Consider the following 14,518-nt stretch of genomic DNA (forward strand, 5'->3'; position numbering starts at 1 on the left):
AGGTGGCCGAACCGCCATGCGCCTTGCGTTTGAACGCGGGGAAGTCCCCCGTGTGGTTGAAAAAGCTCGAGTACGCGGTTTGCAAATGACGTAGCGCCTGCTGCAATGGTACGCAGGACACGTCGTTGAGGAACGCCAGCCCTTCGCTTTTCTTCCACCCGGTCAGCGCCTTGCCGGTATCCCGGTAGGACACGTTGCGTTGTTCGCGGGTCCACGTTTCGCTACGCAACGCTAACGCCTTGTTGTAGACAAGCCGGACGCACCCCAATGTGCGCCGTAGCAGGTTCTCCTGTCCCGGCGTGGGATAGAAACGGAACCTGTAGGCCCGTTGTGCCCGACACGTTCCCATGTTTGTTATTACACCACCATAGAATAACAAACATAAACTCGGCTAACTGCCGCCTACAGAGACGGGAGTCTGCGCCGAGAAACAAAGATCAACACCACCAAGACGTTGTTCGATTTCTCGCATCGTGTAACAATGCTCGCCAACATCGCTTGTGGTGAAGAACAATGCGCCGAAGCGTACGAGGCCATCATCACTGTTCGATGCCGTACGCACTATTGTGCCTGAACCATCTTGCAACACGAATGCGAACTCGGCTTGGCGAAGCGGCCTGTCGTTCAGGATCTTGCGCGCCTGTACGTGCACACTCAACGCATCCGTACGCCGGGCTGCCGCCGTCATCAAGGCTCCACGGGTCCCCTGTTGTGTGGCCAGACGTCCCTGATCCTCATATTGGGCCACAAGATGTAAAGCGCCATCCGACGCATCCACACTATTGATCAACGAAAAGGACTCGGGAACCCCATCGCCATCCGTATCCGTTTCATAGGTCAGGCCGTGCAACACCGCCCTGTCGGGCAGCACTATCGAATTATCCCCTTTGGGCTGCCATCCTATGAACGTCGCTCCATCCTTGCGCATGTGGGATTTGGGCAACGTGGTGGTTGGCACTGTCGGCAAACCCGTTCTTTGGCCGGTTTGTGCATCCAATTGGTATTCGGCTGTGACGATGGCATCATCCGCCATCATTCCGGCACCGTCGCCGGCTTCAAATACCACGCGCGCTTGGTCTGTGCTCGTGGTGTGGCGTTGCAACGCATCCGCACCGATTTGCGCTTGCCACGCCAACGCTGGATGCGCGAACAATCCCAGAATCATAGCCATCACAGCTACAACAACCGCCAGTACACCATACTTACGCCCACGCATGGCAAACCCCCATGAGTTTCCCTTACACCTCTCCCCGTATCGATTGACACTGATCGATAGACCCGACCCCTTTGCCGGATACATTCATCATATGGGACGACGGGGGGATATGCAAAGAATTCCTTGGTGTGGACTGCATTGTTCCGATACGGATACCACCAATATGCAAGATGACCCCAATTCCTTGCAAGAATTGGGGCCATCTGGTACGGGTTTGTACATGCGTGCCTTGGGATTACAACGGCTTGGATTCCTTGATGACGACTTTCATCTCGCGGCCATTCGGCAGTGTATAGGAGACGGTATCGCCGACTTTGGCGCCCATGATGGCTGCACCGACCGGCGAGTCGGGGCTGATCACGTCAATATCGGTGGCTACGGCAATATCTCGCGAACCAATGACATACGTCATTTCATTGCCGCCCAAATCAATCGTCACGACCGACCCGTTACCGACCACGCCAGCTTCGGGGGCTTCAATGATTTTGGCATTGCGCAACTTGACAATCAGCTCGTTGATACGCCCTTCATTCTTGCCCTGCTCTTCACGGGCCGCCTGGTAGCCGCCGTTCTCCGACAGGTCACCTTCAGCACGTGCCGCCGCGATACGTTCGGTGATTTCGTCACGATACTCACCTTGACGCCACGTCAACTCTTCCTGCAGCTTGTCCACTGCATCTTGCGTCAGCAGCACAACTTTTTCTTCCACTTCATCTGCCATGGTTCCTCCTCACAACAATGTGCATTTCAAGACGCCGCCGTGCATGAAAGCATCGGCGGCGTCAACAATCATGATGATTTCTGATCAACCCCGCATCGCGGTTCAGCGCGTGGCGATGATATCGACCACGAACACGAGCGTATCGCCGCCGCCAATTCCAGCCTGCGGAACGCCACGCGAACCATACCCATATTCAGGCGGAATGGAAATCAGCAGTCGCGATCCAACATTATGTCCTGGAATGGAACGGTCCCAACCCTGGATGACCTGCCCAATGCCAATGCCAAAACTGGTGGGATCATGACGAGCGAAACTCGAGTCAAACGGCTCAGGATTGCCCCACACCTGACCCTGATAGTTCACGGTGATCGTGTCGCCGCGACGTACCACGGGACCATGGCCTTCCACAACCTCAATGACCTTGAGTCCTGCCGGAGCTGCGGCCGGCGGGAACGTGATTTGCGGATCCCCACCGAATTCCGCCGCCACCTGTGGCATTTCAGCTGTCATTTGTCCTCCTTGTATCCTTGCCATATTCTGGCAAAACCATAGCACCTAGTGAAGTCCAGGCTGCTGAAGGTTAGCTGGAAACCACGGCAACAGCATCTTAGATTGGCGCTCAGGCCACAGCTGCCATCATGCTGGCCAGGACCATACCTCCAAGGACCGCCAGCAGCACTGTGACAACGCCGATGATGATGGCGGCGATGCGATACTTGGCCAAACGTGGTGTGATTGTGACTGCCACAAAGAATGCGCACAGGCCAAGCACAGCCCCGTTGATTGCCGCCGTGGTCGTGGCTTGTGAGGTCAATGCGGGTTCGCCCACGCGCACGAGGATGCTGTTCATGATGCCGAGCACCACCCATACGGTCCATACGGCAAACGCGATAGCGCCAATAATCGCATAAATCAATGGTTGAATCTTGGCATTCAGTCGATATGCAAATGATTCAGCGCACCACAGCAGCGCAAACCCCACAACATAGGCGAATGCCACAGATAGCAGCATGGCCACAGCAGCCCACGGTAGCAACGGGAACACACCCGGCTGCAAGGTGGTATAAATCGGCGCACTGATTAATTCGCCAATGCACAAGGCGGCCGCCACGAGGATGGCTTGCACCAGCATGATCGGTAAACCGGAGCGTTCGTCGCGTGTCACTGCCATGCGCGATGAGCGCTCAGAAGTCGTGGAGCCTTTGGTCAATTGTGTTGAAGCGTTCATGTCATTCCACCCAAATCGCGTCAGAAATCCGGTATTGGTTCGGATTGTATATCCGTCGGGCAGTGTAAGGGGCAAATGATTCATCAGCGTTACAGAAACGCTACAACCATGTGCAGCAATAGCAAGGTGCCCCTGGCGGGACTCGAACCCGCAAGCCGAAGCGGTCGATTTTAAGTCGACTGCGTATACCATTTCGCCACAGGGGCTTGGCCACATCCATGCGCGGCCGTGAGCCATTATGCCACGAAATCCGCTTCAGGTCGAACGTGTCGGCCCGGCGCACATGTGGCAGGTCAAAAACAGCGAACTATTACAGGCCATTCGCAAGCAGGCGATGACCCAAATCAAGCACAATACCGTCGAGCAGACCATGTTCGCTGGCGATAAACGAGTCAAGCTGTTGGCCATGGTCATCATAGGCGGCTTGGCCAATGCGGTCCAACACTCGCGTAAGCACCACGGCGCCACCGCCGACCACATCGATACGCCCCGGATGGATCGTCTTGAATGTGGCACGTTGTGCGCGAGTCATATGCAGGAACGTGTCATCCGTAGCGAATGCCGATTCAAAATCAACGCGCACACCATCAACTTTCGTATGGTCATAAGTCTGCAGACCCATGGCCAAGGCCGTCATCGTCGTCACGGTACCCGACACACCAATAATCGTATGCGCCTTGCCGATGGGTACCACCGCGCAGGCTTCGTCAATATGACGATCCACATCATCCATGGCATCATCAATCTGCGAAGCGGTGGGCGGGTCAGAAACAAGATGGCGTTCCGTCATGCGCACCGATCCGACATTCATCGAATACGCCGCCACCACCTCAGTCGCCGGCGCACTGACACCATCGCCACCGAGTACCAATTCAGTCGATCCGCCGCCCAAATCAATGACAATATACGGCGGTTGCGCGTCAGGATTGGTCAGTGTGCCCGTAGCCGCAAGGAAACTCAATCGCGCTTCTTCCGTGCCTGGAATCACTTCAGGACGAACCCCAAGGATCGATTCGACCGTGCGTTCAAACTCCTCACGGTTTTGGGCATCCCTGGTGGCCGATGTGGCCACAAACCGCAATGCGTCAACATGGTGTTCACTTAAGATTTGCGCAAATTCACGGCATGCCGCGTACGTGCGTTCGAGCGCTTCGTCAGCAAACCGGTGCGTCTGATCCACGCCTTGGCCCAAGCGCACGACACGCAACACACGAGGCACCACATCGGTCATGCCCTGCTCATCAATACGCGCAATCTTGAGTCGAATGGAATTGGTACCACAATCAATACCCGCCACAGTTACGGCATGACCGGACGTGGTGGCACACTCGGCGGCATCCTGTTGCACATTGCCATCCATAGGCTGATCGCAGCCCATGCTCATAACGACTCCTCCTCGAATTTGCTATTGGTCACATCGCAAACATGCCGGACGCATACCTACCCATCATAAAAACGGGTATGCCGCGTTCACCTGCTGCGATGCCCATCAAGAACCGGCCCACCGCGATGGAGTATCCATATCTGCAGTGTGCTGATTATTGTTCACAACGGCAGACCTGCGGGTCAAATTCATCACGCGCACGCTCTAGCGCCATATCGCCAATCGGATTGATGCCCGGTCCCATGACCAATGTTTGCGCAAGCAACGCATGCAAACATTTGATGCGCGTTGGCAGGCCTCCGGCGCTGATGCCTTCGATATGTTCCTCACTATCTCCAGTGCGCTGCGCCAAGGCATGGCGGAATGCCAAATAATACTGGTGGGCGCGCTCATACTGCTGTTGCAGCTCTGTATCTTGGGCCAGCATGGTGGTGAACTCAGCCATGACCCCATTGGCTTCAAGATGGCTCATGGCCTTGACTGCCACGGGATTGGTCAAATAACACGTCGTGGGAAATGGCACGCCACCGGGCAGCAATGGCCTGGTGACAACTGCCAACGGCTTGCCACATACGCAGGTCGCTCCCACGGCTTCCATGCCTCGCGGATAGCGCCCCAACTGCTCGTTTACGGTGGCGATTTGTTCTTCGGTTGCCGGATGTTCCATGATGCGGTCCAACATGGCTGTGGCCTGCTGTGCAATTTGCTCGGTCGTTTCGTTCACTTGCTCTTCCCTGTACTTGACGGTCATACTTCACTGATGACTATTCTTCAGCATATGGTAGCGGCATTATGCGCCATGACGCACGTCACCGCACGCCATTCCTGTTATCTCATGGCTGGGGCGTATCCGACGCATCCTGCTGGGGTGCAGACGCTGGCGTATCGGAGGTGGATGAGGTGTCTTTAGCCTGCTTGCGATCCGCATCCGATTCTTTCAACGCATAGGCCAATTCGCTATACCAAGGCAACGGCTTGTTGGTGGTGGCACCTGCATCATCATTGTTGGTATCGGTTGGTGCTGGCTGCCCTGTCACGGCTTCGGGATGCTCAACACGAATCGGTTGTTCGCCTGCAAACACGTATCCCAACCGTTCACGAGCTTGTGCGGTGACATAGGCTTTGTCGTCCCAGCGTTCAATATCGTTTTCCAACTGTTGTTTTTTGGCAATCAGTGCGGCTTCCTGTTTTTTCAACCCGTTGAGTTCGGAAAGGTCCAACGCATACGTATGGAATGTGGAGACCAATTGGATGGCGCCCAACGCGATGATGAACAGTGCAATAAACAAGGCGATAGGACCGCTTCCTTTCGGCTTGGCCGAAGGCTTCTGCATGTTGTGCGAAGACTGGTTCTTGGTGCGTCTTGTCATATCATTCAACCTACGCGTCACTTGAGACGAGCGCCACTTGGCTGGCGTCCAATGATTACACACCGTCTCAATCCATATTGGCCGCCGTGCCGCCTAAACATCAAGAAGGGACCTGCACCGCTTAAGCGGTGCAGGTCCCTTGGAATCAGACATCAAGCCGTGCCATCACGGCTTGGGTCGGATCACATGTACTTCTTGCAGGCCTTGAAGGCGCTGTAGCCGGCGTACTGAGCGGTGGAGCCGAGCTCCTCCTCGATCTCGAGCAGGCGGTTGTACTTGGCGATACGCTCGCCACGTGCAGGAGCACCCGTCTTGATCTGGCCGGTGTTCTTGGCAACGGCAAGATCGGAAATCGTGGTGTCCGGCGTCTCGCCCGAACGGTGCGACACCATGGAGGTGAAGCCGTTCTTCGTGGCCAGTTCGATGGCGTCGAGCGTCTCGGACACGGTGCCAATCTGGTTGAGCTTGACAAGCAGCGAGTTGCCAGCGCCCATGTCGATGCCCTTCTTCAGGCGCACAGGGTTGGTGACGAACAGATCGTCGCCGACGAACTGCAGACGGTCGCCCAGAGCGTCGGTGATCTTCTTCCAGTCTTCCCAGCCTTCTTCCTGGAACGGATCCTCGATGGATACGATCGGGAACTCGTCGACGAGCTTCTCATAGAAGTCGAGCATGTAAGCGGAATCGCGATCCTCACCATCGAAGTGGTACAGACCGGTCTCCTTGTTGAAGAACTCGGAGGAAGCCACATCGAGGGCGATGCCGATCTGCTTGCCCGGCTCATAGCCGGCGGCGGAGATGGCGTCCATGATGTAACGCAGCGAATCCTCGTTGGTCTTCATCTTCGGAGCGAAACCGCCCTCATCGCCAAGACCCGTGGCCAGGCCCTGCTTCTTGAGCACGTTCTTGAGCGTGTGGTAGACCTCAACGCCAGCCTGCAGAGCCTCGGAATAGGTTTCGAAGCCGTACGGGGAAATCATGTATTCCTGGATGTCGGTGGCGAAGTCAGCGTGGGCGCCACCGTTCATGATGTTCATGTTCGGCACAGGCAGAATGTGGCCGTTGGTACCGCCAATGTAGCGGTACAGCGGCAGCTCAGCCGACTCGGCGGCTGCATACATGGCGGCGAGCGAAACGCCGAGGATGGCGTTGGCGCCCAGACGGCCCTTGTTCGGGGTGCCATCAAGCTCGATCATCAAATCGTCGAGTGCGCGCTGGTCTTCGGCGTCCATGCCGATGACCTTCGGAGCGATCTCCTCGTTGACGGCCTTGACGGCGTTGAGAACGCCCTTGCCCAGATACGTGGACTTGTCGCCATCGCGACGCTCCCAAGCCTCGGCATCACCGGTCGAAGCGCCGGACGGCACCAGACCGATGCCACGAGCGCCGTCTTCGCAGTCAAGCACGACCTCGACGGTCGGGTTGCCACGGGAGTCAAGAATCTGGCGTGCATACACGCTTTCAATTGCTGCCACAACTACTCCTTGTATGTATAGGTTGTGATGACATGCTCCAGCGTACTGACCTTATTGGACGAGGACGGGGGATGCGCCGCGCATTGCAGTGAGTGTTCACATGTCTAACGGTTCACCGAAGCGTTTCGATGCACACGCACCGTCAACCCTTGCAATATCAGACATGAAGCACATCTGAGCAGTGTTCGTCCACGGGTTATTGTGAACTGTAGAACGCGACACGGGGTGCCCGCACCGAACCCTTAATGTTGGCTGGAATGCTTGAGTATGCACGAAAGCCGGGCGACAGGGGCTGAGATTATACCCGCGAACCTGATGTAGTTAACCCTACCGGAGGAATTGTCCATGACCGGCTTCATGCCCGGCGTGCTCACCGTGCCATATCCAAGTGCACGGCTACACGCCCTGCCATCCATTGTGAGCAGCCATCACGCTCCCCTGTCCACCATGACATTGAGCGCGGCTGACACTGACGCTTTCCCGTTACAAATGGCGCATGCGTTCACACGACTCGTATCATCTGGCATATTGCTACCCGCCATGGGCGCCAGCGTGCTGCGCGTGCTTATGGGATTGTTGCTCGGCATTGCGGTGGCTGTGCCCTTTGCCGTGGCTACTGGCATGAGCCGATGGGGTCGTCGTGTGCTCGACCCACCCATCCATATGTTGCGCGCCATACCGTTTCCGGCATTGGCTCCCATATTGATCATGCTGATCGGCATTGATGAGGGCATGAAAGTCGTGTTGATCGCCATTGGCGCATTCGCGTTGATTTATGTCAATGTGCGTGACGCCATTGCTGGCATCGACCCCAAACTCATTGAAGTGGCACACACTTACGGACTGCCACGTCGCACAGTAATCGGACGCATTATCATTCCGGGCACGCTACCAGGGTTCATGACAGGCTTGCGTTTCGCCACCACCGTCGCATGGATTGCGTTGGTGACGTGCGAAACCATCAACTGCCAGCAAGGACTCGGCTATGTGCTCTCACGCGCACAGCAGTTTTCACGCATGGACGAGATGGCCGTATGCATTCTCATCTACGCATTGCTCGGATTGGCCTGCGAAGCCATCGTGACGTTTGCCGAACGTGTCGTATTGGTCTGGCGCTGACCGTTTGCCAGAGAAGAGAACACCTACGAAGGAATCATGATGATCAACCACCCCTTTTTCACCTCGCCCACTACCAAGCGCAAGGGGCGTACGCTGCGCATGACTTTGGCCGCCCTGTGTGCCACTGCATTGTGTTCTTCATTGCCGGCGTGTGGCACAAACAACCAGGCCAGTGACGAAACCGACACGATTCGCGTGGCATACTTGTCCACCGCGAATTATTTGACCACGTTGAAAGACGCCTCGTGGATTGATGAAGCCATGGCACCATACCATGTGCAGTTCCAAGGCCCGTTCAACCCTCCCACCGACGCCTTCCAGTCGGTGATGGCTGGCGCGTCGGACACGTCCAGCACAGGAACAGGCCATTTCATCAATCTGATCGCTCAGAATGCGGATTGGACGGCATACGCCATTGAATACTATGACGGTGATTCGCAAGGCATTGTGGCCGCACCGGACTCCGGCATCACCTCAGTAGCCGACCTGGCAGGCAAACGAATCGGTATCGATACCAAAGGCGCCACGGGAGACTATGTGGTACATGCCGCGTTGGACCATGCGGGATTGCACTATGACGACGTAGAGACCGTGGAATTAAGCCAGCCCGATTTCCAAGCGGCATTCACGAGCGGACGTATCGACGCGCTCGCCACTTATGACCAAAATCTGGCCGCAGCGATTGCAACCCCTGGCGCCAAGCTGATTTGCGACGGCAGCGAATACGATTCGAAGAACGTGAGCATCCATATGGTCGCATCCTCGTTCGCCAATCAGCATCCCGACATTGTCAAGAAGCTCTATGAAGCGCTGCGACGCCGTTCCGATGAAGCGGCCAAGGATCCCCAATTCATCTATGACGCCTATACGACATTTGGCGCCAGCGACGACATTGTCAACCAAGTCAAGCAGTTTGACGTGCCACACATCATCCCATTGGATGACGAGGGTCGCGCATTGTTGGAAGCCCAAGCGCAACAGTATGTGGACTTCGGGTTCATCGATGCCAAACCTGACATCGCCGCCCACAGCCTTGATTGCTCGGAGTGACGATGGGGCATCCACAGTTGCGTTTGAGCCAAGGAACCGTGCACTTCGCCGGAGCCTCATCCGCCGTGCTGAACAGTGTGGACCTCGACGTGCCATACGGCACAGTCACCGCATTATTGGGCCGATCAGGATGTGGCAAATCCACGTTGTTGCGCGTGCTATGCGGCTTACAGGCATTGCATGACGGCCAGATTGAAACCCGCGGGCACATTCTCCCGGCCTTCCAAGAGCCACGGCTTGTGCCATGGCAACGATTGTGGCGCAATCTCACGCTGGGGTTACCCGGCACGCGCCACCAGCTGCGCCAACAAGCCGCCGACGCCTTGGAAGAAGTAGGATTATCCGGACGCCACGAGGCCTGGCCCAAGGAACTCTCAGGCGGTCAGGCGCAACGCGCCTCATTGGCCCGCGCCCTGCTTAGGCGCCCTGACTTCCTGCTGCTTGACGAACCGTTCGGCGCACTTGATGCGCTCACGCGACTCGACATGCAAGACCTGCTGATGGCCACACAACGCCACCATGGCTTCGGCGTATTGCTCGTCACCCACGATATCGCCGAAGCCGTGCGGTTGTCTGACACCGTCCTCGTGCTTGACCATGGTGCAATCTGCCATCAGAAGCATTTGGACCGCACCGAACTGGACGATGCCGGACGTCCCCGCAATCACGCAGCTGTGGAGGATGATTTGCGTTCGCTGCTGCGCGGCTGAGGATGCCAACCGATATCATCCAGCAGCTGCTCCGTCCAACGCACCACGTCATCACCCGCCATTGGCGCCGATCCCAAGGAACCGGCAAATGGTGTGGGGATGACCAGCGTTTTGGTCACGGGACGGTATTGCAACCCCTTGTAAATACGTGACAAACGCATTTGCGTGGATTCAGGCGGTGCCACGGGAGACACGCGAATCGTTTTGCCTTGCGCGATGATGTCGCGAATGCCCAACGCACGCGCCTTTTCCCTCAGCCGCGCGATATCGAACAACGAATCGAACACCTGCGGCGGTGTGCCATAGCGATCGGTCAACTCTTCACGCAATTCTTCCAGATCATGGTCATCGCGTGCCGCAGCCAACTTCTGGTACGCCTCAAGTCGCAGCTTGTCGGAGTCGATGTAATCCGTCGGAATGGAGGCTTCGACAGGTAGGTCGATCGTGACCGCGATTGGCTCGACGCGTTCAGGTTCCTTGTATTCATCGATGGCCTGCGTGACCATACGCACATACAAATCAAACCCGACACCTTCAATATGGCCAGATTGTTCGTCCCCGAGCAGATTGCCCGTACCACGCAACTCCAAATCCTTCATGGCCACATCAAACCCTGATCCCAATGCCGTATTCTGCGCAATCGTGACAAGACGCTCATGCGAGGTTTCCGTCATCGGTTTAGTGGGGTCATACAGGAAATACGCGTAAGCACGTTCATGGCCACGACCCACGCGGCCACGTAACTGATGCAACTGCGAGAGGCCAAAACGGTCGGCATGATCGACAATCAACGTATTGGCGTTCGAGATATCAAGACCCGTTTCAATGATGGTGGTCGTAACGAGCACATCAATGTCACGATGCCAGAAATCCTGGATGACCTGGTCAAGTTGTTTGCGGCCCATCTTGCCATGTGCGATGCCGATGCGCGCTTCAGGCACGAGCTCGGCAACATGCTGGGCTGTTTTATCGATGTCTTCCACACGATTGTGCAGGAAGAACACCTGGCCGCCACGCATCAGTTCGCGACGGATGGCCGCAGTGACTTGGGCGTCCTCATACGCGCCGACATAGGTCAACACAGGCAGTCGGTCTTCAGGAGGAGTCGCCAATGTCGACATTTCACGAATGCCAGTGACAGCCATTTCCAGCGTACGTGGAATTGGTGTTGCCGACAGGCTCAACACATCGACGTTCGTGCGCAACGCTTTGAGCGTTTCCTTATGCTCCACACCAAAACGCTGCTCCTCATCAATGATGACGAGGCCCAGATCCTTGAACTTGATACTCGGGTTCAGCAGCTTGTGAGTGCCGATGACCACATCCACCGTGCCATCAGCCAAGCCTTTCTTCGTTTCATTGATTTGCTTTGTGGATTCGAAACGACTCATGGCGCGCACGGTTACCGGGAACCCTTCAAACCGTTCGCTGAATGTTTCCAAATGTTGCTGCACGAGCAACGTCGTGGGTACGAGCACGGCAACCTGTTTGGAATCTTGTACGGCCTTGAATGCGGCGCGTACGGCGATTTCGGTTTTGCCGAAGCCCACATCACCACAAATTAGACGATCCATTGGTATTTCTTTTTCCATGTCCGATTTGACATCGTCGATTGTGGTCAGCTGATCCGCCGTTTCCTGATACGGGAACGCGTCTTCAAGTTCTTTTTGCCATGGCGTGTCTTTGCTGAACGCATACCCTTTGGAGCTTTGGCGCGCCGCATAAAGCTTAATCAGGTTCTCAGCGATCTCGTGCACATGCTTCTTGGCACGCGCCTTCGTGGCGGCCCAATCGGAACCGCCAAGCTTGTTGAGCTTGGGTACTTCGGCGCCAATGTATTTGCTGACCTGGTCGAGCTGGTCCGTGGGAATGAACAGTTTGTCGGGCGGCGCATTGCGCTTGCTCGGCGCATATTCAATGACGAGGTATTCACGCTTGGCTTCATTGCGGCCAGAACCGCCAGAACGCTGTTTAAGCTCGACAAACCGGCCAATACCATGCTGATCATGCACCACAAAATCGCCTGGCTTGAGTTCCATCAAATCAATTTGCTTACGGCGGCGTTTCGGCGTCTTGCCCGCGACACCAGCCGTACTCGCATGACCGGTCAAATCACGCTCGGTCAGCACCGCAATATGCGCGGCTTCATCAAGGAATCCATCAACGGCTTGGGCGCGGACCATCGTGACATGCGTGAAGCCAATTTCATGCAGCATGCGCTTGAGACGCGACAGCGTGCCTTGCGCCACAGCCGTGACGGTAATCGCATATCCGTCATCATGCAACGCTTCGAGGCCCGCGCCCGCGCGTGATTCATCGCCGCGGAAATTCTGCGGTGCCATGGCCTCCAATTGCACATGGCCGGCACGCGATCCATCCACAGGAAACGCCGTTACCTTCCACAATTCCCGCGTGGAATACAACAGCGCATCCGTGATGTGCGGCAAATCATAGAAATTCGCATGGTCGAATGAAATCGGCGCCTGGGCACCATGTCCTGATGCTGCCACATGCCAGCTTGTGGCCAAAAACTCGTTGGCAGTCTTGATCAGGTCATCGACGGAACGGTGCAACTTCTCCGGATCGCACATCATCACGACCGCGTCCTTGGGCAGCATGCCCACAATGGGTTCCATGTCATCCACGAGCGCCGGCATCAGCGATTCCATGCCTTCCACAGGAATGCCGTCGGCAATGGATTGCAGCATGTCGTCGGCATTCGCGATGCGCCCAATCAACGACTTGGCACGTTCCCGCACGGCATCGGTCAGTTGCAGTTCGCGGCATGGCGTGGCCCAAATACGGTCGATGACCTCACCATACGTACGCTGGTCGGCGCTATGGAACGCACGGATTGAATCGATTTCATCGCCGAAGAAATCAATGCGTACCGGATGCTTGGCTGTGGGTGGGAACACGTCAAGAATGCCGCCACGCACCGCGAATTCGCCACGGTCCATCACGAGTTCCACGCGCGTATATGCGTTGCGTACGAGTGCGGCCACCGCATCATCCAATGCGATCTGCTCACCAATGCGGAATACCAACGGCTTGATATCCCCCACCCCGGTGACGACGGGCTGGATCAACGAACGTACCGGCATGACGAGGATGCGAATCGTACCGAACATGGCGTCACCGGGTTGTGGATGGCACAGTCTGGCAAACACTTGCATACGGTTGGCAACCGTATCAGCACGCGGGCTCAACCGTTCATGCGGCAACGTTTCCCATGCATCAAGCACAGCCACAGCATTGCTATCGCCATCATAATAGGAACGGATGGCTTCAGCCATCTCATTAGCCTCACGCGCGCTTGGCACGACCATGACGACAGGTTTGCGCTCAGCCGTCGCAGCCACCAATGCCGGACGGATACCATTTGGAGCGCCCACCAGGATACTTGGATCACTGTCATCGTCGTCAACAGACACAGTTCCTATGGCCAGTGCGGCAAAGCCCGGATCTTGATGCAGTTGCTCGGTGATATCGGCCAGTGCCGCATGCATCAATTCCGGCGTATGGTCGTCTGCGGCATGTTCGATACGCCCGGTGTGCTGCGCGTTCGCCATGATGAAGTCCTTTTTGCGTATAACAACGGAAGAATGAACGAGGGATGCTGGAAGCGCCAGGGATCCAGTTAGCGCGCGTTGTATTTGTCTTGCGCTTTTTGCAAGCCGTTGAACATGATGGTTTCCGCGGCATCCGCGCCATCAGCCAGGAAGTCGGGAAGCTCCTTGCGCTGTGCGGCGTTGAATTTGCCGAGCACAAAATCAATCGAGTTGCTGTGCGCATCGCCTGCACGGCTCGAATGGCCCGTACCCATGCGCACACGCGCATAATCGGGTGTATGTAGGCAGGCGTCGATGGATTTGATACCGTTATGGCCGCCAGCCGAACCGCCGGACTTGAGTTTGATGCGTCCGAATTCCAAATCCATATCGTCGTGGATCACAATGATGTGATCGGGCTTGACGTGGTAATACTTGGCTATGGATTCCACAGCCTGTCCGGAATTGTTCATGTAGGTCAACGGTTTGGCCAACAAAAACTTGTGGGTTTGGCCTTGCAAATTCATGGTGCCTTGGCCCAGCTCAGCCAACCCTTTGAAATTTGAGAACTTGACTTGCCAGCGCGCGGCCAATTCATTGGCCACCATGAAGCCCATGTTGTGCCGTGTGCCCTCATAGCGCACGCCCTTGTTTCCCAGCCCCACAATGAGCCAAAACTCCGCTGCCATGCCTG

14 protein-coding genes and 1 tRNA gene are annotated in these 14,518 nt (G+C 56.3%); 3 read left to right on the forward strand and 12 right to left on the reverse strand.

The window, feature by feature from the left end:
• The 10 genes from BGLCM_RS07355 to eno form a co-directional block, all read right to left on the reverse strand.
• The coding region (locus BGLCM_RS07355; RefSeq protein ID WP_044085299.1) for a helix-turn-helix domain-containing protein at positions 1 to 349 on the reverse strand (349 nt) is incomplete at its 3' end.
• 42 nt (positions 350 to 391) lie between these two features.
• Positions 392 to 1,171: a hypothetical protein gene (locus BGLCM_RS07360; RefSeq protein ID WP_148401569.1), complete on the reverse strand. Its 780-nt coding sequence runs from the start codon at positions 1,169 to 1,171 to the stop codon at positions 392 to 394.
• A 280-nt stretch (positions 1,172 to 1,451) separates the two neighbouring features.
• A complete protein-coding gene (locus BGLCM_RS07365) occupies positions 1,452 to 1,937 on the reverse strand; it encodes a GreA/GreB family elongation factor (protein ID WP_006293995.1) in 486 nt (161 codons plus the stop codon).
• A 102-nt stretch (positions 1,938 to 2,039) separates the two neighbouring features.
• The gene (locus tag BGLCM_RS07370) at positions 2,040 to 2,447 is read right to left on the reverse strand and encodes an FKBP-type peptidyl-prolyl cis-trans isomerase (RefSeq protein ID WP_044085269.1); all 408 of its coding nucleotides are present in this window, start codon (positions 2,445 to 2,447) and stop codon (positions 2,040 to 2,042) included.
• A 109-nt stretch (positions 2,448 to 2,556) separates the two neighbouring features.
• Positions 2,557 to 3,165 carry a cadmium transporter gene (locus BGLCM_RS07375; RefSeq protein WP_238548655.1) on the reverse strand — a complete coding sequence of 203 codons (609 nt, stop codon included), beginning with the start codon at positions 3,163 to 3,165 and terminating at the stop codon, positions 2,557 to 2,559.
• Between the two features lie 127 nt (positions 3,166 to 3,292).
• Positions 3,293 to 3,371: transfer RNA gene (locus tag BGLCM_RS07380), tRNA-Leu, on the reverse strand.
• A 104-nt stretch (positions 3,372 to 3,475) separates the two neighbouring features.
• Complete coding sequence (locus BGLCM_RS07385; RefSeq protein WP_044085301.1) at positions 3,476 to 4,525, reverse strand: Ppx/GppA phosphatase family protein; 1,050 nt, start codon at positions 4,523 to 4,525, stop codon at positions 3,476 to 3,478.
• Positions 4,526 to 4,703: 178 nt separating this feature from the next.
• Positions 4,704 to 5,300 carry a DUF501 domain-containing protein gene (locus BGLCM_RS07390; protein ID WP_006293989.1) on the reverse strand — a complete coding sequence of 199 codons (597 nt, stop codon included), beginning with the start codon at positions 5,298 to 5,300 and terminating at the stop codon, positions 4,704 to 4,706.
• 82 nt (positions 5,301 to 5,382) lie between these two features.
• The gene (locus tag BGLCM_RS07395) at positions 5,383 to 5,919 is read right to left on the reverse strand and encodes an FtsB family cell division protein (RefSeq protein ID WP_006293988.1); all 537 of its coding nucleotides are present in this window, start codon (positions 5,917 to 5,919) and stop codon (positions 5,383 to 5,385) included.
• Positions 5,920 to 6,101: 182 nt separating this feature from the next.
• Positions 6,102 to 7,394, reverse strand: coding sequence for a phosphopyruvate hydratase (gene eno, locus BGLCM_RS07400; RefSeq protein ID WP_006293987.1), 1,293 nt, complete (start codon positions 7,392 to 7,394; stop codon positions 6,102 to 6,104).
• A 345-nt stretch (positions 7,395 to 7,739) separates the two neighbouring features.
• Between eno and BGLCM_RS07405 the strand changes: the two genes are divergently transcribed.
• From BGLCM_RS07405 to BGLCM_RS07415, 3 genes are read left to right on the forward strand one after another with little or no spacing between them, the layout of a single operon-like run.
• Positions 7,740 to 8,513, forward strand: coding sequence for an ABC transporter permease (locus tag BGLCM_RS07405; RefSeq protein ID WP_052295065.1), 774 nt, complete (start codon positions 7,740 to 7,742; stop codon positions 8,511 to 8,513).
• A gap of 36 nt (positions 8,514 to 8,549) precedes the next feature.
• Complete coding sequence (locus BGLCM_RS07410; RefSeq protein ID WP_052380780.1) at positions 8,550 to 9,563, forward strand: ABC transporter substrate-binding protein; 1,014 nt, start codon at positions 8,550 to 8,552, stop codon at positions 9,561 to 9,563.
• 2 nt (positions 9,564 to 9,565) lie between these two features.
• On the forward strand, positions 9,566 to 10,273 hold the full coding sequence (locus BGLCM_RS07415) for an ABC transporter ATP-binding protein (RefSeq protein ID WP_148401570.1): 708 nt from the start codon (positions 9,566 to 9,568) through the stop codon (positions 10,271 to 10,273).
• Here the strand turns inward: BGLCM_RS07415 and mfd are convergent.
• Together mfd and pth are read right to left on the reverse strand one after the other, a co-directional pair.
• Positions 10,228 to 13,782: a transcription-repair coupling factor gene (gene mfd, locus BGLCM_RS07420; protein WP_162013708.1), complete on the reverse strand. Its 3,555-nt coding sequence runs from the start codon at positions 13,780 to 13,782 to the stop codon at positions 10,228 to 10,230. The genes BGLCM_RS07415 and mfd overlap by 46 nt on opposite strands.
• A gap of 131 nt (positions 13,783 to 13,913) precedes the next feature.
• On the reverse strand, positions 13,914 to 14,513 hold the full coding sequence (pth, locus tag BGLCM_RS07425; RefSeq protein WP_044085270.1) for an aminoacyl-tRNA hydrolase: 600 nt from the start codon (positions 14,511 to 14,513) through the stop codon (positions 13,914 to 13,916).
• Positions 14,514 to 14,518 lie beyond the last annotated feature (5 nt).

Origin of the sequence: Bifidobacterium gallicum DSM 20093 = LMG 11596, from assembly GCF_000741205.1 — a bacterium.
Lineage (GTDB): Bacteria > Actinomycetota > Actinomycetes > Actinomycetales > Bifidobacteriaceae > Bifidobacterium > Bifidobacterium gallicum.